Below are 26,595 nucleotides of genomic sequence, written 5' to 3'. Positions count from 1 at the left end.
CGACCAACGCAATCACCGCCGGCATCTGCGCTCGTCGCTCGAACTGACTTTTGGGTCAGGTATTTGTTGACCAAGAAGTCAGATAGCGCTAATTTCCACTGCCAGAGCCCAGAACAAAAATCCCCGGAGGCCCTCTTTGATCCAGTTCCTACTCAATCGAGAACTGCGCCGTGAGCAGACACTCGATCCGAATACCACCGTGCTGGAGTACCTGCGCGAATATCGCGGCAAACCCGGCACCAAGGAAGGCTGCGCCTCCGGTGACTGCGGCGCCTGTACCGTCGTGGTCGGCGAGCTGGACGGTGACCGTCTGCGCTATCGCACGCTTAACTCCTGCCTGACCTTCGTATCCGCCCTGCACGGCAAACAGCTGATCACTGTCGAGGACCTGAAGCATCAGGGTCAGCTTCACAGCGTTCAGCAAGCCATGGTCGACTGCCACGGTTCGCAGTGCGGGTTCTGCACGCCGGGCTTCGTCATGAGCCTGTTCGCCCTGCAGAAATCAGCGGATGGTTTCGACAAGGCCGACACCCATGAAGCCCTGGCTGGCAACTTGTGCCGCTGCACCGGCTATCGCCCGATTCTCGACGCCGCAGAGCAGGCCTGTTGCGCCAAGCAGCCGGACCAGTTCGACGTACGCGAAGCCGAAACCATTGCTCAGCTGAAAGCCATCGAACCACGCGAAACCGCCGAGCTGAACAGTGGCGACAAGCGCTGCCTGTCGCCGCTGACCGTGGGCGATCTGGCCGATATCTACAGTGCCAACCCCGATGCTCGCCTGCTCGCCGGCGGTACCGACCTGGCGCTTGAGGTCACCCAGTTTCATCGCCAGTTGCCGGTGATGATCTACGTCGGTCATATCGCCGAGATGAAGAAGGTCGAGGTGACCGACAGCAGCATCGAGATCGGCGCTGCGACCCCGCTGACCGATTGCTATGAAGCGCTGGCCAACGAATATCCTGATTTTGGCGAGCTGCTGCACCGCTTCGCCTCTTTGCAGATCCGCAACCAGGGCACCCTCGGTGGCAACATCGGTAACGCCTCGCCTATCGGCGACTCCCCACCGCTCCTGATCGCGTTGGGTGCGCAGGTAGTCCTGCGCAAGGGCACCAACAGCCGCACCCTGCTGCTGGAGGATTACTTCATCGATTACAAGGTCACCGCACGCGAACAGGGCGAGTTCATCGAGAAAATCATCGTGCCGCGCGCTCAGCCAAACCGGGTGTTCCGCGCGTACAAGGTTTCCAAACGCCTGGACGACGATATTTCGGCCGTCTGCGCAGCCTTCGATCTGAAAATCGAGAACGGCATCATCGAAGATGCCCGGGTCGCCTTCGGCGGCATGGCAGCCATTCCCAAACGCGCGACTGCCTGTGAACGCGCTCTGATCGGCGCGCCCTTTACCGAGTCGGCCATCGAGCAAGCCTGCCTGGCACTCGAAAAAGACTTCACGCCACTAACCGACTTCCGTGCCAGCCGCGAGTACCGCCTGCTGGTCGCACAGAACCTGCTGCGCAAGTGCTTCCACGAACAACAAGCGCCGGCATATGAGACGAGGGTTACTTCCTATGCATAAGCCAACCAAGACTCAGGAAGAAATTGCTGCGCTGTTCACTCAGGATCTGGTGACCGGCGTGGGCCGAAGCGTCAAGCACGACAGCGCACCGAAGCATGTCACCGGCGAAGCGGTATATGTCGACGACCGCCTCGAATTCCCGAACCAGCTGCATGTCTACGCCCGCATGAGCGACCGCGCCCATGCGCGCATCGTGCGCATCGATACGGCGCCTTGCTACGCGGTGCCTGGCGTCGCCATCGCGATCACCGCGAAGGATGTGCCAGGGCAGCTGGATATCGGTGCGGTCATGCCCGGCGATCCGCTGCTGGCGGACGGTAAGGTCGAATTCGTCGGGCAACCGGTGATCGCCGTTGCGGCCGACAGCCTGGAAACCGCGCGAAAGGCGGCCATGGCCGCGGTGATCGAGTACGAAGACCTGGAGCCAGTGATCGATGTGGTCGACGCGCTGCGCAAGAAGCACTTCGTACTCGACAGCCACACCCACAAGCGCGGCGATTCGGCCGGCGCGCTAGCGACCGCCGCGCGTCGCCTGCAGGGCAGCCTGCATATCGGTGGACAGGAACACTTCTACCTCGAGACTCAGGTGTCTTCGGTGATGCCCACCGAAGATGGCGGCATGATCGTCTATACCTCGACGCAGAATCCCACCGAAGTCCAGAAGCTGGTCTCCGAGGTGCTCGGCGTCTCGATGAACAAGATCGTTATCGACATGCGCCGCATGGGCGGTGGCTTCGGCGGCAAGGAAACCCAGGCCGCGGGACCTGCGTGCATGTGCGCGGTGATCGCGCACCTCACTGGTCGCCCGACCAAGATGCGTCTGCCGCGCATGGAAGACATGACCATGACCGGCAAGCGTCACCCGTTCTACGTCGAGTACGACGTCGGCTTCGATGATGACGGGCTGCTGCACGGGATCGAGATCGATCTGGCCGGTAACTGCGGCTATTCGCCGGACCTGTCCGGCTCCATCGTCGACCGCGCCATGTTCCACTCGGACAACGCCTATTACCTGGGCGATGCCACCATCAACGGCCATCGCTGCAAGACCAACCTGGCCTCGAACACCGCCTACCGCGGCTTCGGCGGCCCGCAAGGCATGGTCGCCATCGAAGAAATCATGGACGCGGTGGCACGAGAGCTGGGCAAGGATCCGCTGGACGTGCGCAAACGCAACTACTACGGCAAGACCGAGCGCAACGTTACGCCCTACTACCAGACCGTCGAGCACAACATGCTCGAAGAGATGACCGCCGAGCTCGAGGCCAGCAGCGAATATGCCCGTCGTCGCGAGGAAATCCGCGCGTTCAATGCCAACAGTCCAATTCTGAAGAAGGGCCTGTCGCTGACCCCGGTGAAGTTCGGCATCAGCTTCACCGCCAGCTTCCTTAACCAGGCCGGTGCATTGGTACACGTCTACACCGACGGCAGCATCCACTTGAACCACGGCGGCACCGAGATGGGTCAGGGCCTGAACATCAAGGTCGCGCAGGTGGTGGCCGAGGTGTTCCAGGTCGACGTCGAGCGAATCCAGATCACTGCGACCAACACCGACAAGGTGCCGAACACCTCGCCGACGGCGGCCTCTTCTGGCGCCGACCTCAACGGCAAGGCGGCGCAGAACGCCGCGCAAACCATCAAGCAGCGACTGACCGAGTTTGCTGCCCGGCATTACCAGGTGACCGAAGAGGATGTGGAATTCAAGAACGGTCAGGTGCGCATTCGCGACGAGTACGTATCCTTCGACGAGCTGATCCAGCAGGCCTATTTCGGCCAGGTTTCGCTGTCGTCCACCGGCTTCTACCGCACGCCGAAAATCTACTACGACCGCAGCCAGGCACGCGGTCGGCCGTTCTACTATTTCGCTTATGGCGCGGCGTGCTCGGAAGTAGTCGTCGACACCCTGACCGGCGAGTACAAGATGCTGCGCAGCGACATCCTGCATGACGTAGGCGCCTCGCTGAACCCCGCTATCGACATCGGCCAGGTGGAAGGCGGCTTCGTGCAGGGCATGGGCTGGCTGACCATGGAAGAACTGGTGTGGAACGACAAGGGCAAGCTGATGACCAGTGGCCCGGCGAGCTACAAGGTGCCGGCCGTGGCGGATATGCCGCTGGATCTGCGGGTCAAGCTGGTGGAAAACCGCAAGAATCCGGAAGACACCGTGTTCCACTCCAAGGCCGTCGGTGAGCCGCCGTTCATGCTCGGCATCTCCGTCTGGTGCGCGATCAAGGACGCCGTGGCCAGTCTGGCCGACTACAAGGCCCAGCCGAAAATCGACGCGCCAGCGACACCCGAGCGGGTGCTCTGGGGTGTGGAGCAGATGCGCAAGTTGAAGCAGGCTGCGGCAGTGCCGAGCGCCACGGAAACGGCACCAGCCTGATGACCAGGTGCGTTTCTCGCACCTGCGGGCTGGAGCGGCGCGTCACCCGGCCCACCTGCGGCGGTCGCAAACATAGGGTGGGCTTCAACCCACTAATGGGCCGGCGCTCGGTGGTGGGCTGAAGCCCACCCTACTGAGATACGCAAGTGCCAGCGCTTGCAGGCCCGGCCTTGGCGCAGCATGAAGCACAAGCGGGAGCGAGCTTGATGAAACCGCAGCCACGCAGTTGGCGACGGGGACTAAACATCAACTCGCTGCCACAAAAAGCCATCGCATGCCTTCGGGTAGCGGAGACAGATATGAATAACTGGATCGAAGCACTCGCCGATCTGCGGCAACAAGGCGAACCCTGCGTGCTGGTGACCATCATCGAGGAGCGTGGTTCGACGCCGCGCAATGCCGGCTCGAAGATGGTGGTGAGCCGCGATCGACTGTACGACACCATCGGCGGTGGCCATCTGGAATACAAAGCACAGGCAATTGCGCGCGAGATGCTGGTAAACCGGATGCGTGATACGCGGCTGGAACGCTTTTCCCTCGGCGCAAGCCTGGGCCAGTGCTGTGGCGGCGCCACCGTGCTGCTGTTCGAACCCATGGGCCAGCCGCAGGCGCATATCGCTGTATTCGGCGCCGGCCATGTCGGTCGCGCCCTGGTGCCGCTGCTCGCCAGTCTGCCCTGCAAGGTGCGCTGGATCGATTCGCGGGAAAACGAATTCCCTGAGCAGGTTCCGCAAGGTGTGGAAAAGGCCGTCAATGAGGACGTGGTCGACGAGGTGGAGAACATGCCCGCCGGCAGCTACTTCATCGTCATGACCCACAATCACCAACTTGACCTGGAACTGACTGCGGCGATTCTCGAGCGCAACGACTTCACCTACTACGGCCTGATTGGCTCGAAGAGCAAGCGCGCCAAGTTTGAAAACCGCTTGCGCGATCGTGGCTTCCAACCCGAAACGGTCGAGCGTATGCGCTGCCCGATGGGTATTGCCGAGGTGAAGGGCAAGCTGCCGATCGAGATCGCCGTATCCATCGCCGGCGAAGTGATCGCCACCTACAACGCCAATTTCGGCGAAAAAAGTCATGACGGCGAGAAACCGGTGCCCATGTTGGTCCCTGCTTCGCGCCGAGGATGAACCGCGATCGTAGCGTCAGTACCGAACCCGTACGAAGGCTGCCGTCCTATCGAGCGATCTTTACTCAGACTCGATGAGTTAGCGGCATCTGGGCCTGATCGAGCACCGCTTTTTTGCCTGAAGCGCGCCCGCGGCAAGGCGGACAGCAACCCGCCAGAGTCCAAAGGCTACACGCCGACGGTAAGCCTCCACACTATTTCCATCTACAACGATTCCGAGAACAACCATGTCCCAACGCAAAGCCTACCGTGCCGCCATCCTCCACAGCCTCGCCGATCCGAGAGAGGTAGGCGTGGAGAAATCCTATGAGTACTTCGAAGACGGCCTGCTCGTGGTCGAAGGCGGCAAGGTCGCTCAGCTAGGCGCGGCGGAATCGCTGCTGGCCTCGCTGCCGACCGACACCGAGGTGATCGAATACCCGGATGCATTGATCACGTCCGGCTTCATCGACACTCATATTCACTACCCGCAAACCGGCATGATTGCGTCCTACGGCGAACAATTGCTGGATTGGCTAAACACCTACACGTTCCCCACCGAGCGTGGGTTCGCCGACAAGGTCCACGCGAGCGAAGTGGCCGAGGTCTTCCTGGGCGAACTGCTGCGCAACGGCACCACCACGGCGCTGGTCTTTGGGAGCGTGCACAAGGAATCGGTGGACGCATTCTTCGAGCAGGCCGAAAAACTGAACCTGCGAATGATCGCTGGCAAGGTCCTGATGGACCGCAACGCGCCGGACTATCTCACCGACACCGCCGAATCCGGCTATGCCGACAGCAAGGCGCTGATCGAACGCTGGCACGGCAAGGGTCGCCTGCATTACGCAGTCACACCTCGCTTCGCCCCTACCAGCACGCCGGAGCAGCTGGCGTTGGCCGGCAAGCTGTACAAGGAATATCCGGACCTCTATATGCACACCCACCTGTCCGAAAACCGCAAGGAGATCGAATGGGTGCGCGAGCTGTTCCCTGAGCAACGCGGCTACCTGGACGTCTACGACCACCACGGTCTAATTGGTGCGCGATCGGTATTCGCCCACGGCGTACATCTGTGCGACGACGAGTGCCAACGCCTGGGTGAGACCGGCTCGGCGGTCGCCTTCTGCCCTACCTCTAACCTGTTCCTGGGTAGCGGTCTGTTCGACCTGGAGAAGGTAGAGGGCCATGGCGTGCGCGTCGGCCTGGGTACCGATGTCGGCGCTGGCACAAGCTTTTCCCAATTGCAGTCACTAAACGAGGCCTACAAAGTGATGCAGTTGCAGGGCAAGAAGCTGGACCCGTTTAAGTCCCTCTACCTCGCCACCCTGGGCGGTGCCCGAGCGCTCTATTTGGATGATCGAATCGGCAACCTGCAGCCGGGCAAGGATGCCGATTTCGTGGTGCTCGACTATAAAGCCACGCCGTTGATCGACTATCGCCTGCAGCAGGCCAAGACGCTGGAAGAGCGACTGTTCGCGCTGATGATGCTTGGCGACGACCGTGCGGTGAAAGAAACCTACGCGGCAGGCCGTTCGGTGCACAAGAAAGCATAAAGACGACCGCATGGGCCTGATCACGGTGGGCTAAAGCCCACCCTACCGCGACAGCTTACACAAGACGTGTCGCGCTACGGCTGCGAAAAGCTTATGCGCACCACAAGCGTCAGTGCGCCCCGGCTTTTGAGGCCAACTGGCGAAGTTTGGTTTGTGGGGTTGATCGTTGCCAGGGCCGATGAGCGAGCGATGCCGACGGCGCCGGTGCAGAACGCGCCAGCGCCGATTGATAGAACCCTTACCGAGCGGTACGCGGCTTCCTCTTGCCGAGCACCAAATGCGAAAACACCGCGTGCAGGTCATCCGAGGCACTGTCTTCGTCGAGATTGAGTTTGCTGTCGATATGATCCATGTGATGCATCATCAGGCTCACCGCTTTCTCGCTGTTGCGTGCGGCGATGGCATCGATCAACTGGTTATGTTCATCGAATGAGCAATGCGAGCGGTTGCCGCTCTCGTACTGGGCGATGATCAGTGAAGTCTGGGAAACCAGGCTGCGCTGAAAGCTCACCAGCGGAGCATTTTTTGCCGCCTCGGCCAGCTTGAGGTGAAACTCCCCGGAAAGGCGAATACCCGCACCGCGATCACCGCGAGCGAAGCAATCCTGCTCGTCGATTACCATCTGCCGCAGCTCAGCCAGCTGTTCGGCACTGGCGTGCTGAACCGCCAGCTCGGTGATGGCCCGCTCGACCATTCTTCGTGCGAAAAATATTTGTCGGGCTTCCTCGACGCTGGGACTTGCGACCACGGCCCCGCGGTTCGGCCGCAACAGCACCACACCTTCATGAGCCAATCGCGACAGCGCGCGGCGGATGATGGTCCGACTCACGCCGAAAATTTCACCCAGCGCTTCCTCGCTGAGCTTGGTGCCCGGCGCCAGGCGCTGTTCAAGGATGGCGTCGAAAATATGGGCGTAAACGATGTCGTCCTGGGTCCCGCTCCGGACCTTGCCGTTTCGTGTCGGCTTTTTTAAAGGCTGCAACTGTTCGTTCATGGTGACTCGCGTCGGAAGTATCGGCAGACCGAACTTTACTGCCTTTCGGCATCCTGCTGGCAGTAGCCAAAGCTAAAACATCGAAATAAATCGTTAATTTATTGTGCACAATCAAGCGGGCAACCGGCATCTGCCGATACGTCGCCTCATTAAGGCGAAACACACCGGTACGGCGTCACCCTCCCTGTATTCCCATAAAAGCGCGAATAGCTGCAAATCCGAGTTGCAATTCTTGTATACAAAAGCATAATCGCGTCAAGCCTTCCTGACCTTTCGGTCAACAAAGCCGAGCAGAAAGAGCCTTCACCATCACCTGCCCTCGAGAGCGCCGCTCTGGGTGATAGACAACAAGAACGATGAGGAACACCTTGTGGAAACCACAAAGCAGGAACAGCAGACCCTCGGGCTGCAACCGAAGAACGCCGGGTTGCTCGACCGGATATTCAAACTCAGCATCCACCGCACCAGCGTCAAGACCGAGTTGCTCGCGGGCCTGACGACGTTCGTCACCATGGCCTACATCATCTTCGTCAACCCGAACATCATGGCCGATGCCGGCATCGACCACGGCGCGGCATTCGTCGCGACCTGCATCGGTGCGGCGCTGGGCTGTCTGCTGATGGGCCTGTATGCCAACTGGCCAGTAGGCCTGGCCCCTGGCATGGGCCTTAACGCGTTCTTCACCTATACGGTGGTCGGCGAGATGGGCTACAGCTGGCAGATCGCGCTGGGTGCAGTGTTCCTCTCTGGCATTCTGTTCATGATCATGAGCCTGTCGCGCCTGCGCGAATGGCTGCTGAACAGCATCCCGATGAGCCTGCGTTTCGCGATGGGAGCCGGGGTCGGGCTGTTCCTCGGGCTGATCGGCCTGAAGACCGCCGGCATCGTCGTCGACAGCCCGGCGACCCTGCTGACCATGGGCTCGTTCAGCGAACCCACTGCACTGCTGGCCGCGATCTGCTTTCTGATGATCGCAGTACTGAGCCATCGCAACGTGTTCGGCGCGATCCTGCTAAGCATGCTGGTGGTGACCGGTATCGGCTGGGGTATGGGCCTGGTCGAGTACAACGGTCTGGTTTCGATGCCGCCGAGCCTGGCGCCGACCTGGCTTGCCATGGATATTGCCGGCGCCCTGAACGTGGCGATGGTCAGTGTGATCCTGGCATTCCTCTTCGTGAACATGTTCGACACCGCCGGTACGCTCATGGGCGTTGCGCACCGAGCCAATCTGGTGGATGAGGACGGCAAGATCCAGAACCTGTCCCGCGCCCTGAAAGCCGACAGCACCTCCAGCGTCGCCGGCGCCTTCGTCGGCTGTCCTCCGGTGACCAGCTATGTCGAAAGCGCTTCGGGCGTCGCCGCCGGTGGTCGTACCGGCCTGACTGCGGTGACCGTGGGGGTTCTGTTCCTGATCGCCATGTTCTTCGCGCCGTTGGCCGGCATGATCCCTGCGTATGCGACGGCCGGCGCACTGATCTATGTCGCCATGCTGATGATGAGCGGCCTGGCGCATATCGATTGGAAGGACCATACCGACACCATTCCAGCGATCGTCACCGTGGTGATGATGCCGCTGACCTTCTCCATCGCCAACGGCATCGCACTCGGGTTTCTCACCTACGCGACGCTGAAGGTACTGACGGGGCAGCGCGACAAGGTGTCGATCAGCCTTTATGTGCTGTGCGTAGTCTTCATCGCCAAGTTCGCCTTCCTTTAAAGCAGGGCGAATGATCGGGCCCCATCGCATCAGCGGTGGGGCCCGTTTTATTTCTGAAACGTCATGGCCTGCATTCCAGCGATCGCGCGGACAGCGATCGGTCCTTCATGTCGTAGCTGTTGGTGGATGATTCTGACGTGAGCGGTGCTGGACCTGTCCTGCAAGCTCGCCTAAGGGCTCGGTGCCCATGGTGCGGCGCGTTACCTGCGCGCGAGTTATTTAACCGCGTGCATTGGGTGGGCGCCAAATTTGTCCGCTAGCGCCACCTTGCCAAACACCACGCCTTTCGTTGGAGCCAGGCGCATTTCGTCGCAACGACGTCGCTGCCTCGGATCTAAGCCGTGTTCTGCCCTGCCTACAGCAAAAAAAACCCGCCATAAAGGCGGGCCGACGACTCAGGGGAGTCAAGGTTTACGCATGGGAGAGAGGCTGCCGCGACGCAGTGGCCGCGGCAGGTACCGGTCAGCTACCCCGATAGGTGGAGTAGCTGTAAGGCGAAATCAATAGCGGTACGTGGTAATGATCCTGCTCGGCGCTAATGCCGAAACGCAGTACGACCACATCCAGGAATGCCGGCTCGGGCAGCTGAACGCCGCGGCTACGGTAATAGTCACCCGCGCTGAACTGAAGCTGGTAAACACCGGAGCGGTAGTCATCGCCTTCCAGCAGCGGTGAATCGCATCGGCCATCGGCGTTGGTCTGACGCGTCGTGATCCGCTCGAGGTGCTCGCCTTCGACCCGATAGAGCTCGACGCGGATGTCGCTGCCTGGGCAACCGTGGGCAGCATCAAGTACATGAGTAGTTAAACGTCCCATAGATTCCGGCACCCGCAGATTCCTGCCGATGCCCGCCTCCTCTTGTGATTGGTGTGGACTGGGTTCGAGCATAGCATGCGCGATCTTACTTAAAAGACAATTTTAAAAGAAATTGTACACAATAGATTCAGCGCAGGCTGAACCGTTCCCCCGCTCGCGGCCATCATAGAGATGCGCCTGACCGGATCGTAGCAGCTTGGAAAAAGATACGTAATGAGGGCAGCCGTCAGTCGCTATTGAAAGAAATCAGCGAATTGCGATTTACAAAGCGTAAAACGTTTTGTATACAATTACACCATGGCGGTTGCACTGCCATCAGGCAGCGACCAGCGAACAGAAAGGAATAAGAAAAGTGAGCGCCGACTACCCTCGTGACCTCATCGGCTATGCCGAAAACCCTCCCCATCCGCAGTGGCCAGGTAACGCCCGCATCGCATTGTCCTTCGTGCTCAATTACGAAGAAGGCGGCGAGCGTTGCGTGCTGCACGGGGACAAGGAATCCGAAGCCTTTCTCTCCGAGATGGTTTCCGCCCAGCCGTTGCAAGGCGTGCGTCACATGAGCATGGAGTCGCTCTACGAATATGGCAGCCGCGCCGGCGTCTGGCGCCTGCTCAAGCTGTTCAAGAAGCACAACATTCCGCTGACGATCTTCGCCGTGGCCATGGCCGCGCAGCGTCACCCGGACGTGATCAAGGCGATGGTTGCCGACGGTCACGAGATCTGCAGCCACGGCTATCGCTGGATCGACTACCAGTACATGGACGAGGCGCAGGAACGCGAGCATATGCTCGAAGCCATACGTATCCTCACCGACCTCACCGGCGAGCGCCCACTGGGCTGGTACACCGGGCGTACAGGCCCGAACACCCGCCGGCTGGTTCGCGAGGAAGGCGGCTTCTTGTATGACTCCGATACCTACGACGACGACCTGCCCTACTGGGACCCGGAAAGCACTCCGGAACAGCCGCACCTGGTGATCCCGTACACCCTGGACACCAACGACATGCGCTTCACCCAGGTGCAGGGCTTCAACAGCGGCGACGACTTCTACAACTACCTCAAGGACGCCTTCGACGTGCTCTACGCCGAGGGCGCCGAAGCGCCGAAGATGCTCACCATCGGCATGCACTGCCGGCTGCTGGGCCGCCCTGCGCGCATGGCTGCACTGCAGCGTTTCATCGAATACGTGCAAGGCCATGAGCAGGTCTGGTTCGCCCGCCGCGTCGATATCGCCCGTCACTGGCACGCCACCCACCCGTTGACCCAGGAGAGCGCCAAATGAGCAGCTTCCAGACGATCAAGCCATCCAGCCTCGACCGCGAAGCCTTTGTCGCGACGTTCGCCGACATCTACGAGCACTCACCCTGGGTCGCCGAGCAGGCCTACGACATGGGTGTCGACGAAAGCATCGATACCATCGAAGTGCTTCACCAGCGCATGGCCGACATTCTGCTGAGCGCTCCTCGCGAGACCCAGCTGGCACTGATCAACGCTCACCCGGATCTGGCTGGCAAGGCTGCGGTGCGCGGCGAGCTGACTGCCTCCAGTACTTCGGAACAGGCCGGCGCCGGCATTCATGAATGCACAGCAGAAGAGTTCGCCCGTTTCACCGAACTCAACGAGGCGTACAAGGACAGGTTCGGCTTCATCTTCATCATGGCGGTCAAAGGCAGCAACCGGCACCAGATCCTCGCCGCATTCGAAGAGCGTCTGAACAACACGCCGGAGCAGGAGTTCGCCCGGGCCCTGGCCGAGATCAACAAAATCGCGCTGTTCCGTCTGCAGGCGATGTAAGCAGAGCCCCAGCAGACGACACGTCGAGACGAACAGCAACAGAGCAGCTGTAGGGTGGGCCGGGCGGCGTTCCGCTTTAGCCCACCAGGGAACATGGCAGGCCCTTGCTACGGCGGGCTGAAGCCCACCCTACAAACTTACAAACTCAAATAACGAGCACAGCATGCGCACACTCAAGATCGAACCGTTGACCAAGGAAGCCTTCGCCCCGTTCGGTGATGTGATCGAAACCGAAGGCAGCGAGTACTTCATGATCAATAACGGTTCCACCCGCCGCTATCACAAGCTGGCGACGGTCGAGACCGCGCAGCCGGACGATCAGGCCATCATCAGCATCTTCGCCGCCGACGCGCTGGACATGCCGCTGGTCATTCGCATGCTCGAACGACATCCGCAGGGCAGCCAGGCTTTCATTCCGCTGCTCGGCAACCCCTTTCTGGTCGTGGTCGCGCCACTTGGCGATGCACCTGTACCGGGTAACGTCCGCGCCTTCCGCAGCAACGGCAGGCAGGGCGTCAATTACCACCGCGGCGTCTGGCACCACCCGGTGCTGACGATCGAAAAGCGGGATGAATTCCTGGTGGTCGATCGCAGCGGTTCTGGCAACAACTGCGACGAGCATTTTTTCACCGAGGAAGAGCTGGTTGTCCTCGACCCCCACCGGGACTCCGAGTAAGCGTCCGATTGTCACCGAGGGCCATTCCGGTGCGGCTGACGTGCAGCCGACACCAGACATGCGTTCTCAGCGCAAACGAGACACCTGCAACGAGTCGAATAAGAAGAAACAGCGGTTGGTACGCCAGCCGTGCAAGAGGTAATTATCGTGGAAGCACATCTGACCGAATGGCTGAACCTTACTATTCGCTGGATTCACATGATCGTCGGCATCGCCTGGATCGGTGCGTCGTTCTACTTCGTCTGGCTGGAAAACAACCTTAACCGCGCCAACCCCCGCGATGGCCTGTCGGGTGATCTCTGGGCAATTCACGGTGGCGGCATATACCACCTGGAAAAATACAAGCTGGCCCCGCCGCAGATGCCGGATAACCTGCACTGGTTCAAGTGGGAGGCCTACACCACCTGGCTGTCAGGCGTCGCCCTGCTGATGGTGGTCTACTACCTCAACCCTTCGCTGTATCTGATTGCACCGGGTAGCGAAATGGCGCCAGCCATGGCGATCGCCATCGGCTTTGGCTCGCTGATCGTCGGCTGGTTCGTCTATGACCTGCTCTGCGACTCGCCTTTGGGCAAGAAACCGGCACTGCTCGGCCTGGTGCTGTTCGTACTGGTGATCTTTGCCGCCTGGGCCTATTCGCAGGTCTTCAGCGGGCGCGCAGCGTACATCCATACCGGTGCACTGATCGGCACCATCATGGTCGGCAACGTGTTCCGCATCATCATGCCGGCACAGCGTGCACTGGTCGCGGCCATCGAGCAGAACCGCACTCCAGACCCGGTCCTACCGGCCAAGGGCCTGCTGCGTTCGCGCCATAACAACTATTTCACGCTGCCCGTGCTGTTCATCATGATCAGCAACCACTTCCCGAGCACCTATGGCAGTCAGTACAACTGGCTGATCCTGGCAGGTATCTCCGTGCTGGCAGTATTGGTGCGGCACTACTTCAACACCCGCCATGACAGCAACCGTTTCGCCTGGGCCTTGCCCGCCGCCGCGGTCGGCATGATCTGCCTGGCTTTCGTCACCGCGCCGAACCGCCAGGGCGGCGTACCCAACGCCGTTCCGACCAGTCCTCGCGAGCAGAGCATCGAAGCCCAACAGGATGCTGCGTCCGCCGAGCAAGGTACCAACAGCGAGTTCGCCAAGGTTCGCAGTGTGATCGACGAGCGTTGCACCGTCTGCCACGCCGCGCAGCCAAGCAGCCCGCTGTTCAGCGCCCCACCGGCTGGCGTGATGTTCGATACGCCCCAGCAGATCCAGCAGCAGGCCGCGAAGATCCATGCGCAGGCCGTCGCCAGCCAGATCATGCCGCTGGGCAACATGACCAACATGACCCAGGAAGAGCGCGATCTGCTCGGTGCCTGGATCGACAAGGGCGCGCCGATCGAGTGATCGCTGCCCGGAGGCCGCGCTTTCGGGCGCGGCTTTTTTTCGCCCATTCGATATGGCTTAAGCCAATCGAGCCCGCCCAACAAATCCGGAGAAACCACCAGCGATAACACCGTGACAGGGTTCAGCCCAGGCCGGAACCACACCACGAATATCAGCCCCGCACGTTCAGTGGGGCTACCGCGACCATTCAATAACAAAAGCGTCCGAGGTGTTTTGCATGAACGATGTGACCAAGCGGGAAGCCGCGCCCGCTACGGAAAAGCGACTGCCCTTGCTGCAGATGCTGCTGGTGAGTCTGCAGCACGTGTTGCTGATGTATGGCGGAGCGGTGGCTGTGCCGCTGATTGTCGGCCAGGCCGCCGGGCTTTCACGTGAGGAGATCGCTTTCCTGATCAATGCCGATCTGCTGGTGGCCGGCATCGCTACGGTTGTTCAATCCATGGGCATCGGCCCGGTCGGCATCCGGATGCCGGTCATGATGGGCGCCAGTTTTGCCGCAGTCAGCAGCATGGTGGTGATGGCCGGCATGCCAGGCGTCGGTATGCCCGGCATCTTCGGTGCGACCATCGCCGCTGGCTTCTTCGGCCTGCTGATCGCACCCTTCGTCTGCAAGATCGTGCGTCTGTTCCCACCTCTGGTGACCGGCACGGTAATTACCGCAATTGGCCTCTCGCTGTTCCCGGTTGCAGTGAACTGGGCAGGCGGCGGCACCGGTACCGGCCAGTTCGGCGCCCTGCCCTACCTTGGCGTCGCTGCCGCAGTGCTCGCCGTGATCCTGCTGATCAACCAGTTCATGCGCGGTTTCTGGGTCAACGTCTCGGTGCTCATCGGCATGGCGCTCGGCTATGTGCTGGCCGGCAGCCTGGGCATGGTCGACCTGTCCGGCATCAATTCCGCGCCGGCCTTCCAGGTTGTCACACCGAATCACTTCGGTGCACCGCAGTTCCTGCTCGCGCCAATCCTTTCGATGTGCCTGGTGGTGGTCATCATTTTCGTCGAGTCCGCCGGCATGTTCCTCGCGCTGGGCAAGATCACCGGGCAGGAAGTCGATCCCCAGCAACTACGTCGCGGCCTGCTCTGTGACGCGGGCGCGACCTTCTTTGCCGGTTTCATGAATACCTTCACCCATTCCTCGTTTGCTCAGAACATCGGACTGGTACAGATGACCGGCGTACGTAGCCGTTACGTGACGGCCGTTGCCGGAATTTTGCTGATCAGCCTAAGCTTATTGCCGAAAGCCGCCTTCATGGTCGCCTCGATTCCCGCCGCGGTATTGGGTGGTGCCGGCATCGCCATGTTCGGCATGGTTGCCGCGACAGGCATCAAGATCCTGCAGGAAGCCGATATTGGCGACCGCCGCAACCAGCTGCTGGTCGCGGTGAGCATTGGCCTGGGGATGGTGCCGGTAGTACGCCCGGAGTTCTTCGCGCATCTTCCGCACTGGATGGAGCCCATCACCCATAGCGGCATTGCGGTGGCAACCATCAGCGCGGTGACCTTGAACTTGCTGTTCAACGTACTCGGCGGGCCGGAGCGCAATGCGCTGACCGGTGCGGCTCAGCACTGATCGGTAGCAAAACCCCGCACCGAACCGGTACCCGCGACCGCTGCCCCTCGACGAGACCCGCCTTGTGCGGGTTTCGTCGTATACAGCTCAGGTGAAACTCGACAAGCCTCTCGCCCCCGCTAAAATGCAGGCCCTCCCGCCCCAAGAACCTCCCAATGATTGAAGCCAGCTGGATAGCCTTCGCCTTCGTTCTCGGTCTCCTCGCCCGTACCGTCGGTTTGCCGCCACTGATCGGCTATCTGTGCGCCGGCTTCGCTCTGGCCGGTTTTGGCAGTCATTTCGGCGTCGGCCCGCAGGACAGCGAAATCCTCGCGCACCTCGCTCATCTCGGCGTGTTGCTACTGCTGTTTACCGTGGGCCTCAAGCTCAAACTGAGCAACCTGCTGCGCCGCGAAGTCATCGGCGGCGGCTTGCTGCACTTCCTGATCTCCAGCCTTCTGGTGGTGCCTATCCTCCTGCTTGCTCTGGATACGGACTGGCGCGAGAGCCTGCTGTTGGCGATCGCGTTGTCATTCTCCAGTACCGTGTTGGCCGCCAAGGTCTTGGAGGGTAAGCGCGAGCTGCGCGCCTTTCATGGGCGGGTCGCCATTGGCGTGTTGATCATCCAGGACCTGATCGCGCTGGTGGTGATGAGTGTCGCCAGCGGCAAGGTGCCGTCAGCCTGGGCCCTTTTGGTGTTAGGCCTGCCACTGCTGCGTCCGTTGTTGTTCCGCCTGCTCGACCACAGTGGTCACGAAGAGCTGATGGTCCTGCTGGGCCTGGCGCTGGCACTGGTGGTTGGCGGTCTCGGCTTCGAACATCTGGGGCTCAGCTCTGAACTGGGTGCGCTGGCGTTCGGCGCCATGCTGGCCAAACACAAGCGCGCCACCGAGCTGTCCAACTCGCTGTGGTCGATCAAGGAGATCTTCCTCGTCGGATTTTTCCTGCAGATCGGCATTGGCGGCCTACCGGACATGGACGCCATGCTTTTCGCCGCGGCCATGGCCGTGCTGTTGCCGCTCAAGGGCATGCTGTTCTTTTTCCTCTTCCTGCGATTCCGCCTGCGCGCGCGGAGCGCCTTTCTCAGTGCCTCTAGCCTGACGAACTACAGCGAATTCGGCCTCATCGTCGCCAGCGTGGTACTGCCGCAATGGCTCACACCGCTGGCCATCACCGTAGCGCTGTCATTCGTCGTATCCGCGCAGCTCAACCGCATCTCCCATCCGCTCTATGATCGGCTGGCCAGGCGCCTGATTCCGCTCGAACGCAACACCCGCCACCCGGACGAACAACCGGTCTCGCTGGGGGATGCGCAGATCCTGATCATGGGCATGGGCCGCACCGGGCGAGCCGCCTATGACCATCTGCAGGGTAAGGGCTGGCGCCTGGTCAGCCTCGACTCCGACCCGGTCACCGTGGAAAAGAGCAGCGAGAACGGTCGCCATGTCCTTTTCGCCGACGCCGAGGATCAGATCTTCTGGGAGAGCCTGGAAATGAACAAGGTTGAGGCGGTGATTCTGGCGATGAACGACGCAGAGGCCAAGGTCATCTCCACCCGCCAGCTGCGCAGCAAGGGCTTCGCTGGCCTGATCGTCTCCCATGCCATGTACGAAGATATCGCCCAGAAGATCGAGGAGGCCGGCGCCGACCGGACCTACCTCACCATGTCCGAAGCCGGAGCCGGTCTCGCCGAGAACGTGGCTCAGGAACTACTAAGCAAGCGCTGATCGAGCGCGATGCACCGGCCCTGCTTGTCGTTACAGCTTTACCATCGGCACCGCGTCGCCCATCAGAATTGTGCACAATTAGTAAATTAATTGTTTTAAAGCCTGTCCACAGATTGTTATAGTCGGTTACATCCTGACCGATCGAACAACTTTCGGCGATCAGCGAAAGAGGCCCGTGCAGCCTCGAAAGCCCATGACCGAACAATAACTAATGGCAGGCTTGACCATGACCGCAACCGAATCCAGGAGCGGTGACGCTCCCAACCAGGACCTGATCTATCAACTCGAGGATCGCCCGGGTCCGCTTCCCGCTACCTTTGCCGCGATACAGCACGTGCTGGCCAGTTTCGTTGGCGTCATCACCCCCACCCTGATTATCGGCAGCGTGCTCGGATTGGGTCAGTACGTGCCTTATCTGGTGAGCATGGCGCTGTTCGTCTCCGGTCTCGGCACTTTTATCCAGGCCAAACGCGTCGGGCCCATCGGCGCCGGCATGCTCTGCCTGCAGGGCACCAGTTTCGGTTTTCTCAGCGTAATTCTGGCGGCTGGCTTCATCGTCAAGAATCGCGGCGGCAGCCCGGAAGAAATTCTCGCCACCCTGTTCGGGGTCGGTTTCTGTGCCGCCTTCGTGGAAATCGCAGTCAGCCGCTACATCAACCGGCTGCGCAGGGTCATCACACCGGTCGTCACCGGCACCATCATCTGCCTGATGGGGCTGTCGCTGATCAAAGTCTCGATGACGGATATCGCCGGCGGCTACGGGGCCGAGGATCCCGGCGCGTTGCCCAACCTGGCGCTGGCCGGACTGGTGCTCGGTACCATCATCGTGCTCAACCGTTTCGGCATCCCGCTGCTGCGGCTGTCCGCGGTGATCGTCGCGCTGATGGTTGGCTACTTTGCCGCCTGGACGATGGGTATGGTGGATTTTTCCAGCCTCGCCGCACTCCCGGCGGTCAGCGTGCCACAGCCGTTCAAGTTCGGCTTCGCCTTCGATTGGATGGCCTTCATCCCGATCGCGGTGATCTTCCTGATCACCCCGTTGGAAACCGCTGGCGACCTGACGGCCAACTCGATGATCTCGCGGCAGCCAGTCAAGGGCCCACTCTATATGCAGCGGATCAAGGGCGGCATCCTCGGTGACGGCTGCAGTTCTCTGCTGGCGGCGACCTTCAACAGCCTGCCGATGACGACCTTCAGCCAGAACAACGGTGTGATCCAGCTGACCGGCGTCGCCAGCCGCCATGTCGGCCTGTACATCGCCGGCATTCTGATTCTGCTGGCGCTGTTCCCGGTAGTGGGCGGCGTGCTGCAGCTGATGCCCAAGCCGGTCCTCGGTGGCGCCACGTTGATTATGTTCGGTACCGTCGCGATCGCGGGAATCAAGATTCTCGCCGAAGCGGGCCTGAATCGCCGCAACATGCTCATCGTCGCCATCTCGCTGGGCCTTGGGCTGGGTGTGGCCGCCGTGCCGGATGTGCTGAACCATCTGCCCGAGGTGATGAAGAACATCTTCGGTTCGCCAATCACCATCGGTGCTTTCAGCGCGATCCTGCTCAACTTCTTCCTGCCGCGCGAACCGGAAGAACTGGATGACTACGATCCGGACAACCTGATCGAGGACTCGGTCGGCACCAACACCCTGGCGGTCAACATCCCGAACTACTCCCAGCCGGGCTCGAAGGCGACCACCAACGACCCTTCGCAGCACCTCACCCCCACGGGCTGATCCGCCACCAGCGCCTGGTTGCCACGGTGCCAGGCGCAACACTGCTTCATCACAACAACAAAACCAAAGGGCACCCACATGACTTTTAGACTCGCTCCTCTTTCGCTGGCGCTGGCCGGCTGCATGCTCGCTGCGCCAGCCTTCGCCGACGGCATGATGCACTGGCAGAACAACAGCCTCAGCTATCTATACGGCAAGAATTTCAAAGTCGATGATGGCAAGGTTCAGCAGACCATCACCTTCGAGCACGCCAGCGGCTGGAGCTGGGGCGACATGTTCCTGTTCGTCGACAACAAGTGGTACAACGGCCTCTCCGGCGGCGAAGGCCATACCTACTACGGCGAGTTCAGCCCGCGGTTGTCGCTGGGCAAGATCAGTGGACGCGACATGTCATTCGGCCCGGTAAAGGACGTGCTACTCGCAGCGACCTACGAGCGCGGCGAGAGCCTGGCCGACGGCACCCCCAACCAGAACTACCTGCTCGGACCGGCCGTAGATCTCGATGTGCCCGGCTTCGACCGTCTGGCGATCAACGTCTATTACCGCAAACCCGACGGCACCACCGGCAAGCCCAGCGGCCAGTGGCAGGTCACGCCAACGTGGGCCATGACTTTCCCCGTCGGCAAGTCCGACATCCTCTTCGACGGCTTCATCGACTGGGTGGTCAACGACGCCGGCTCCGAGCGCCGCGGTGACTTCATCTCGAAAAACCTGCACATCAACCCGCAGATCAAATACGACCTGGGCAAGGCCCTGGACGGGGAGCCCGGCAAGCTCTATGTGGGTATCGAATACGATTATTGGTCCGATAAGTACGGCATCGAGGATGGCGGTTTCGTCAGCCGCAACTTCGTCGGCGCCACGGACCAGAACACCGCCAGCCTGCTGGTCAAAGCCCACTTCTAACTCTAATTCGAATGCGAATGAACGAAAGGCAGCCCTCGGGCTGCCTTTTTTCGCTCAGGCTGTTCTGCTTACAACCCAGCCGTGTATTGGCGCTTTCCGATACCCACACGGCCTAAAGGCCTATGGCCAAAAGATATTGTTTTTAACGGAACTCCCTAGCGGGTATCACCCTCGAACAGTTTCAGTCCGCAGCTTAGGCAGCTACGGCACTGCTGACCGGAAAGAAACAACCACAACAAGGAAGTACCCATGCAAAAGCTGTCATTGGGCGTTCGGGACAATAACTTCGATTTTTTGCGCTTCGTGGCCGCGACGCTGGTTCTAATGGGCCATTGCTATTGGCTGAGCGGGCGTCTGCCAGAAGAGCCGCTGCGCCCTTTGACCGGCGGCACCGATATGGCGGACCTCGCGGTCGATGCCTTCTTCGTCATCAGCGGCTTCCTGATTACAGCCTCTTACCTGCACGGCAACAGCAATATCAGCTTCATCCTCAAGCGCGCGCTACGCATCTTCCCAGGGCTGGCCTTCGCCGTGATATTCGCGCTGCTGGTGATAGGACCGCTGACCACACCGCTGCCGCTGAGTGAGTACTTCAGCGACAGCAAAACGGCGGCCTTCCTGACCAACACTTTTCTAATGACACGCTACGAGTTGCCCGGCGTATTTGCCAGCAATCCGTTTCCGGAAGTGGTCAATGGGTCGTTCTGGACGCTGCCCCTGGAGGGCCTGATGTACGGCAGCGTGCTGCTGCTCGGTGCGCTGAAGCTGCTCAAGCGCCAGATGGTGCTGCTTGGGCTAGGCGTATTGATGGTCGGGCACTTCTTTTTGCTACCGGCGCTAGGCATTGAAAGCGTGACCATCCTCAAGCTGTTCCGACTGGGCCTGTTCTTCTACTTCGGCGCAGCGCTCTATTTCTATCAGGACCAGGTTCTCTGGGATGGGCGTATCGCCCTGCTGCTGCTGGCCGCCTCGGTGTTCGCATTGGGCAGCTCGGCCTGGTTCGTCGTGCACATGCTCACCCTGCCCTATCTGGTGATCTACCTCGCCTATGCCCGGCTACCGAAGGTGGCGCATTTCGGCAAGCACGGGGATTTCTCCTATGGCATGTACATCTTCGGTTTTCCGGTCCAGCAACTGATCATCCACTGGTTCGGCGCCGATATAAACCTGGCGGTATTCGCCCTGTCGAGCATGGTCGTCACCCTGTGCTTTGCCGTGCTGTCGTGGCGGCTGGTGGAAGCGCCCGCATTACGCCTGAAGCGCTACACCAGCATGAAGACTCTGCGCGCCGACGCTCGTTGAGCGGGGCGCGCGACATCATTCACAACTTGAAACTGCCCATCTGCCGGCTCAGGTCATCAGCCAGCCGGCTCAGCGCCTGGCAATCCTCACGGCAGCTTTGCACCTCGCTGGCCGTCGCCTGAGCGAGGTCGGCGATGCCCTGGACGTTGTGAGTGATCTCCTCGGTTACGCTGCTCTGCTCTTCGGTCGCGGTGGCAACCTGAGCATTCATGTCGCTGATCGCTTCGACCCGCTGGGTGATGGCGCTGAGCGACTCGCCGGTACGCTGGCTGGCCTGCACACCTGTGCCGGTCGCTGCCTGCCCTGCACGCATCGAGCTCACGGCGCTTTCCGCGCCGCTCTTGAGTCCCTGGATCATCTGCTGGATTTCGTCGGTAGAGCCCTGCGTACGGCTGGCAAGGGTTCTCACCTCATCGGCGACAACCGCGAAGCCCCGGCCCATTTCTCCGGCACGTGCCGCTTCGATAGCGGCGTTCAAAGCAAGCAGATTGGTTTGCTCGGAGATGCTGCGGATCACGGCTAGCACCTTGTCAATCGACGCGACCTGCTGTGCGAGATCGGTAACCGATTCGGCAGCGTGACCGATGTCACCGGACATCTTTTCGATATGCGTGATCGAATCACCTACCACCTTGCTTGCCTGCGTCGCCTCGTCACGCGCGCCCTGGGAAGCCTGAGCGGCGCTACTGGCGTTACGGGCGATCTCCTGCACGGTTAATCCCATTTCGTGAACCGCAGTGGCAACCATATCGGTCATTTCATGCTGGCGCCCGGCACGGGTCGCTGTGTTATCAACCACTTCGGCCACCTGCCCTACCGCGGCACGCAACTGCTGACTGGTATTCAGCACGTCGCCAATAAGACCCCGCAGGCTGCCAATAAAGCGGTTGAAACCACGCGCAAGATCACCCAACTCATCGGCACGGCTCTCGTCCAGACGGCGAGTCAGGTCACCGCCACCACCGCCAATCTCCACCAGCGCTGCAGTCACCTGGCGGATCGGCTTCACCAGCCCACGCGCCAGCAGCACTACCAGCCCCAGACAGAACAGAGCGATACAGGCCGCGATCAGGCTGATGGTCCAGAGCGTTCTTCGTGCTTCAGCGAAAATCTCAGCTTCCGGAACCGTACTGACCAGTACCCAGTTCAGGCTGGCCAGCGGTTGCGCCAATGCCAGGAAGGCTTCGCCATCGCGCTCGAACCTTACGGTTTCCTGTTCTCCGGCCAGCAGCCGTCTCGCGGCGTCTTCGCCAATCAGCGCGCTCAAATCGGTGCGATCGTTGTGCTCGGTACGCGGATGAACCTTGACCCGGCCACCACCATCGATCAGGTACACCTCGCCTCGTTCGCCAAAACGGAAGTTGCTGATCAGCTCGGACATGCTTTTCAGGCTGTAACCCAGTCCGGCAACCCCAAGGGTCTTGCCACCGGCCGTGATGCGCTGATTGATGAACAATGTCGGCAGCCGGGAAGTCTTGTCGATATCGATCTCGAAACGGCGATCGATACCGCTGTCGATCAAGCTGTAGAACCAGCTCTCACCCGGCGCACTGCGCTGCAGGGTGCGAGACAGACCTGTCTCGGAGTAATAGTTGCCACTATCGAGCACGGCAATGGAGGTGGTCAGCGCATTCTGCTGGGTTTTCACGCCGTCGAGATAGCGCCCCATCGCCGCGCCCAGTTCCGGACTTTCGCCGTTGCTCAGCCACTCCTGCACCAGCGTGTTACCTGCGATACCGGCGGCAGCGGTAATCGGCGCCGCCAAGGTGCGTTCGATGTCGTTGCGAATCGTGCTGATATTCGCCGGCAGGGCCTCGCCTACAAGGTAGCGCTCCGCGAGCCGGTTGACCGCAGCGGAATAAACAAGAATTACGATCAAGACGCTAGTTAGGAGAGCTGCTCCCATACTCACAATCAGTTGCCACTGAATACTACGCCGTAAGAAAGACATGCTGCGATCCTTTTTTGTATTAATCTTCGCATCACTACCGTACACAATAGCGATGGCATTGTGCATACATTTATGAGGCTGCACGTTTCATCAACGTAGCGGCCAAGCGCACTCGATCTTGAGCTACTGCCCGACGGGTGGGCGATTGGCGGGTTAAGCTTTATGCTGAGGCACGAGGGCAAACTGCCTGGTGTGAGCCAATTGACCCTGGCCGGAGTAACCGATGCCTTTGCCGACTTTGAAGCTCCAGCAATCAACTCTGCTCGCACTGCTGGGCCTGATCATCGGGCTGGGCTTTATCCTGACCACATTCGGCAGCTACTACGCCTCGCGCGAGACGATCCGCAACAGCATCATCAACACCGAGCTACCCCTGACCGCGGACGTCATTTCCTCTGAAATCCAGAAAGATCTGGTACGCCTTGTCCAGGTTTCATCGGCTATGGCTGAAGACCCCTTCGTCCTCGATTGGGTCGAACAGGGCGAACGCAATGAATCACTAATCACCCGCTATTTGCAGGCCATCAAGCAGCGCTACAACGCGTCTACAGTGTTTTTCGTTTCTGATCGTTCGCAGACTTACTACGCCGACAATGAAACCCAGCAGATGCAGCCGGACAATCCTGCGCATGGCTGGTTCTACCGCTTCGAAGAAAGCGGCACGCAATGGGAGGTCGTGGTGGATGTCCGGCGGATGACCATGTTCATCAATTATCGGATGACCGCAGCCGATGGTCGCTTCCTCGGCGTGGCCGGGGTCGGCCTGACGCTAACGCGGGTCCTCGAACTGGTGGATAACTATCAGCGGCGTTACCAACGCAACATTTACTTTGTCGACAGTCAACGCCGCATAGCCGCAACGGGCAGTCAGGGCGGGCCAGCCGGCGCGGCTCGTGGAGCTCACCTGGACGACATCGCAGCGTTAGCTGACCTCAACGCAAAACTGCCGAAGCTGCGACCCGGCGCGTTCCAGTATCAGAGCGAGGGCGAACAGCACTTCATCAATATTCGCTACCTCCCCGAGCTGAACTGGTACCTGATGGTCGACAAACAGGAAAGCGGTGTCATGGCCCCGGTGCGGCGCACGCTCTGGGTCAACTTGCTGATCTGCTTCAGCGTCACCGCGACGGTACTCGGTGTGGTGGGCCTGATCAGTCGGCGCTATCTGCAGCGCATCGAAGCCATGGCAACTCACGACGCTCTGACCGAACTGCTCAACCGCCGCGGCTTCGGCCTGGTCGCCGAACAGGCCTTGGTCGAAGCTCGTCGCCAGCACAGCAGTTTATGTGTGTTGATCATGGATCTGGATCACTTCAAGACCTTCAACGACACCCACGGTCACCTAGGCGGTGATTTCCTGCTGCGCAGTTTCGCCGGGCTATTGGCTCGGCAGCTTCGCCAGGCGGATGTCGTGTCGCGCTGGGGCGGCGAGGAATTCGTCGTTATGTTCAAGGACACAGGCCTCGACGTCGCGCTGGCCTTGGCGGAAAAGATTCGCAAGCACACCGAAGCCGAAACCTTCGATCTCAACGGAACGGCGCTACACGTCACGGTCAGTATCGGCGTCGCCCAGCTACAGCCAGAGGGCAGCCTGGACAGCCTTCTGCACAATGCAGACTTGGCGCTGTATCGCGCCAAGAGCGAAGGGCGCAACCGCGTTTGCCTGGCCGCGGTGTCTGCCCCGCAGGACTTGCCACACTAGCCCCCTGCAGCCTTCTTGGCCTTCTGACGCTCGAGGAAGTCGATCTTCCATTGCTCCAGGCCGACGTACTCTGACGACAGGTTTCCCTCCACCCGATACTTGGCCTTGAGGGCGGCGATGTCCGTTTGACGTGCACTGAGAAACTGGTCAAAGCGCTGCATCAGCTCAGGATGTTTGATACTCGAGAGATTGTAAGTACTGCGGGTATGCGGAAGATCCGGATCGAATACCAGCGCTCCGGGCTTTGCGCGTATGTTGTCCAAATAATACGTCGCCACCACGATGTTGTAATAGGCACCGTCAGCATCTTTGAGCAGAGCCTGACGCATCATGTGTGGCAGATCATCGCTGCTTACCAACAGCATCTGGTTGGTCTTGATGCGCGCCTCGTAGCCCCAGGGCGTCCAGCCATCCACCACCGCCAGACGCCTGAGCTGCTCGAGCCCAAGCCCTACCCGTCGCGGCGCAACCATCACCCCGTCGACGATATCGACCGCCGGCTGGCTGTAATACAGCTGGTAGCCCGCCTTCGCAGGAGCAGCCCAGTTGGGATTGTCGGGATATTTGAAATCCACTTCGCCTTCGAGCAGCGCCGGTAACAAACCGTCTGCAGGCAGAGGTTTGTAGGCGAGCCGCACGCCAATCTGCTCGGCGAACATATCGAGCAAGTCCCGCGCGAAACCCTTGTAGTTGCCCTCGGCATCCACACTGTAATGGGGCAGGAAGGAGGCGGCCTCGACGCCCACAATATAGGTCTGCTGGGCGAAGGCGTGGAATGGACACATGAACAATACGCTAGCGAGAACTCGCTTCATGGGAACCCCTTGTAGTTTTTGTTGGTTGCCGCCACGCACGCGCAGCTGTGTCAATGACATGCTTCAGCAATCCGACCTTGCCTCTTCGGGCAACGAAGCAACTGCGCAGTTAAAAAACAGTATCAGAATGCCTTCACTTTTTGTATACAAAATATCCGCAATTGCGATACATGCCACGCACACCACGACGCCTTGAGAGAGACGAGATGCCGGTGCTAGCATGCCGCGGCGGGCCACCAGGCTAGGTGGTCGTGAATCGAACAGGCCCTATGTCCAGTATCCGCGAGCGCAACAAAGAACTGATCCTGCGTGCTGCCAGCGAAGAGTTCGCCGAGAAGGGCTTCGCCGCCAGCAAGACCAGCGATATCGCTCACCGCGCCGGGCTACCCAAGCCCAACGTCTATTACTATTTCAAGAGCAAGGAAAACCTCTACCGCGAGGTGCTCGACAGCATCGTCGAGCCGCTGCTGCACGCCTCCGAGCCGTTCAATCAACCTGGCGAGCCGGCCGATGTGCTACGGGCCTACATCCGCACCAAGATCCGCATCTCGCGGGAGCACGCCTGTGCCTCCAAGGTATTTGCCAGCGAGATCATGCATGGCGCGCCACATTTACCCGCCGAGCGGGCTGCGCAGCTGAACGCGCAGGCCAGTCACAACGTGGCTCGCATCCAGCACTGGATCGATCAAGGGTTAATGGCGAAGGTCGACCCCAATCATCTGATGTTCAGCATCTGGGCTGCGACCCAGACCTACGCCGATTTCGACTGGCAGATTTCCACCGTGACGGGCAAGGCCACACTGAATGATGCCGATTACGAAGCGGCCGCCGAAACGATCATTCGTATGGTCATCAAGGGCTGCGAAGTCAAGGAAGCATCGGCGGCCACCTGAGCCGACATGGCT

At 60.4% G+C, this 26,595-nt stretch carries 20 protein-coding genes and 1 pseudogene; 16 read left to right on the top strand and 5 right to left on the bottom strand.

Annotated elements, in window-relative coordinates; all coding sequences use genetic code 11:
* Positions 1-136: 136 nt before the first annotated feature.
* The 4 genes from xdhA (at position 137) to guaD (ending at position 6,623) form a co-directional block, all read left to right on the top strand.
* Positions 137-1,576: a xanthine dehydrogenase small subunit gene (gene xdhA, locus DQ405_RS15460; protein WP_168425038.1), complete on the top strand. Its 1,440-nt coding sequence runs from the start codon at positions 137-139 to the stop codon at positions 1,574-1,576.
* Complete coding sequence (gene xdhB, locus DQ405_RS15455; RefSeq protein WP_168425037.1) at positions 1,569-3,959, top strand: xanthine dehydrogenase molybdopterin binding subunit; 2,391 nt, start codon at positions 1,569-1,571, stop codon at positions 3,957-3,959. The genes xdhA and xdhB overlap by 8 nt, the downstream gene beginning before the upstream one ends.
* 299 nt (positions 3,960-4,258) lie before the next feature.
* Positions 4,259-5,092, top strand: coding sequence for a xanthine dehydrogenase accessory protein XdhC (xdhC, locus tag DQ405_RS15450; RefSeq protein ID WP_168425036.1), 834 nt, complete (start codon positions 4,259-4,261; stop codon positions 5,090-5,092).
* A gap of 226 nt (positions 5,093-5,318) precedes the next feature.
* Positions 5,319-6,623, top strand: a complete 1,305-nt coding sequence (gene guaD, locus DQ405_RS15445) for a guanine deaminase (protein WP_168425035.1) — start codon at positions 5,319-5,321, stop codon at positions 6,621-6,623.
* 238 nt (positions 6,624-6,861) lie between these two features.
* Here the strand turns inward: guaD and DQ405_RS15440 are convergent, their stop codons facing one another.
* Positions 6,862-7,617 (bottom strand): GntR family transcriptional regulator, encoded by a 756-nt coding sequence (locus DQ405_RS15440; RefSeq protein WP_168425034.1) that lies wholly within the window; start codon positions 7,615-7,617, stop codon positions 6,862-6,864.
* Between the two features lie 370 nt (positions 7,618-7,987).
* Between DQ405_RS15440 and DQ405_RS15435 the strand changes: the two genes are divergently transcribed.
* Positions 7,988-9,334, top strand: a complete 1,347-nt coding sequence (locus DQ405_RS15435) for a solute carrier family 23 protein (protein WP_168425033.1) — start codon at positions 7,988-7,990, stop codon at positions 9,332-9,334.
* A gap of 462 nt (positions 9,335-9,796) precedes the next feature.
* Here the strand turns inward: DQ405_RS15435 and uraH are convergent, their stop codons facing one another.
* Positions 9,797-10,150: a hydroxyisourate hydrolase gene (uraH, locus tag DQ405_RS15430; protein ID WP_168425032.1), complete on the bottom strand. Its 354-nt coding sequence runs from the start codon at positions 10,148-10,150 to the stop codon at positions 9,797-9,799.
* Between the two features lie 352 nt (positions 10,151-10,502).
* Here uraH and puuE point away from each other — a divergent pair, with 352 nt between their 5' ends.
* From puuE to DQ405_RS15385, 9 genes are all read left to right on the top strand, one after another.
* The gene (gene puuE / locus DQ405_RS15425) at positions 10,503-11,432 is read left to right on the top strand and encodes an allantoinase PuuE (protein ID WP_168425031.1); all 930 of its coding nucleotides are present in this window, start codon (positions 10,503-10,505) and stop codon (positions 11,430-11,432) included.
* The gene (gene uraD, locus DQ405_RS15420; RefSeq protein ID WP_168425030.1) at positions 11,429-11,944 is read left to right on the top strand and encodes a 2-oxo-4-hydroxy-4-carboxy-5-ureidoimidazoline decarboxylase; all 516 of its coding nucleotides are present in this window, start codon (positions 11,429-11,431) and stop codon (positions 11,942-11,944) included. The genes puuE and uraD overlap by 4 nt, the downstream gene beginning before the upstream one ends.
* A gap of 163 nt (positions 11,945-12,107) precedes the next feature.
* Entirely contained in the window at positions 12,108-12,620 is a 513-nt protein-coding gene (locus DQ405_RS15415) for an ureidoglycolate lyase (RefSeq protein WP_168425029.1), read from the top strand.
* Between the two features lie 147 nt (positions 12,621-12,767).
* Positions 12,768-14,015, top strand: a complete 1,248-nt coding sequence (locus tag DQ405_RS15410; protein ID WP_168425028.1) for a urate hydroxylase PuuD — start codon at positions 12,768-12,770, stop codon at positions 14,013-14,015.
* 217 nt (positions 14,016-14,232) lie between these two features.
* Positions 14,233-15,582, top strand: coding sequence for a nucleobase:cation symporter-2 family protein (locus DQ405_RS15405; RefSeq protein WP_168425027.1), 1,350 nt, complete (start codon positions 14,233-14,235; stop codon positions 15,580-15,582).
* Between the two features lie 155 nt (positions 15,583-15,737).
* Positions 15,738-17,288: a cation:proton antiporter family protein gene (locus DQ405_RS15400; protein ID WP_168425026.1), complete on the top strand. Its 1,551-nt coding sequence runs from the start codon at positions 15,738-15,740 to the stop codon at positions 17,286-17,288.
* A gap of 226 nt (positions 17,289-17,514) precedes the next feature.
* Positions 17,515-19,014, top strand: coding sequence for a uracil-xanthine permease family protein (locus DQ405_RS15395; RefSeq protein WP_168425025.1), 1,500 nt, complete (start codon positions 17,515-17,517; stop codon positions 19,012-19,014).
* Positions 19,015-19,092: 78 nt separating this feature from the next.
* Positions 19,093-19,920 carry an outer membrane protein OmpK gene (locus DQ405_RS15390; RefSeq protein WP_168425024.1) on the top strand — a complete coding sequence of 276 codons (828 nt, stop codon included), beginning with the start codon at positions 19,093-19,095 and terminating at the stop codon, positions 19,918-19,920.
* Between the two features lie 249 nt (positions 19,921-20,169).
* Complete coding sequence (locus tag DQ405_RS15385; RefSeq protein WP_168425023.1) at positions 20,170-21,222, top strand: acyltransferase family protein; 1,053 nt, start codon at positions 20,170-20,172, stop codon at positions 21,220-21,222.
* Positions 21,223-21,241: 19 nt separating this feature from the next.
* Here the strand turns inward: DQ405_RS15385 and DQ405_RS28580 are convergent, their stop codons facing one another.
* Both DQ405_RS28580 and DQ405_RS28575 read right to left on the bottom strand, forming a co-directional pair.
* Positions 21,242-21,970 (bottom strand): methyl-accepting chemotaxis protein, encoded by a 729-nt coding sequence (locus DQ405_RS28580; protein WP_446730885.1) that lies wholly within the window; start codon positions 21,968-21,970, stop codon positions 21,242-21,244.
* Positions 21,971-22,099: 129 nt separating this feature from the next.
* Positions 22,100-23,128 (bottom strand): annotated as a pseudogene (locus DQ405_RS28575) (HAMP domain-containing protein); the annotation flags it as partial.
* A gap of 268 nt (positions 23,129-23,396) precedes the next feature.
* On the opposite strand from DQ405_RS28575, the gene DQ405_RS15375 reads away from it, so the two are divergent.
* On the top strand, positions 23,397-24,875 hold the full coding sequence (locus DQ405_RS15375; RefSeq protein WP_168425021.1) for a sensor domain-containing diguanylate cyclase: 1,479 nt from the start codon (positions 23,397-23,399) through the stop codon (positions 24,873-24,875).
* On the opposite strand, the gene DQ405_RS15370 is transcribed toward DQ405_RS15375, so the two are convergent.
* The gene (locus DQ405_RS15370) at positions 24,872-25,690 is read right to left on the bottom strand and encodes a substrate-binding periplasmic protein (protein ID WP_168425020.1); all 819 of its coding nucleotides are present in this window, start codon (positions 25,688-25,690) and stop codon (positions 24,872-24,874) included. The two genes, DQ405_RS15375 and DQ405_RS15370, sit on opposite strands and share 4 nt — an antisense overlap.
* A 269-nt stretch (positions 25,691-25,959) precedes the next feature.
* On the opposite strand from DQ405_RS15370, the gene DQ405_RS15365 reads away from it, so the two are divergent.
* Positions 25,960-26,583, top strand: a complete 624-nt coding sequence (locus DQ405_RS15365; protein WP_168425019.1) for a TetR/AcrR family transcriptional regulator — start codon at positions 25,960-25,962, stop codon at positions 26,581-26,583.
* The last annotated feature ends 12 nt before the right edge of the window (positions 26,584-26,595 follow it).

Source organism: Pseudomonas sp. SST3 (assembly GCF_003325755.1).
This window is presented reverse-complemented; position numbering and strand designations above follow the sequence as displayed.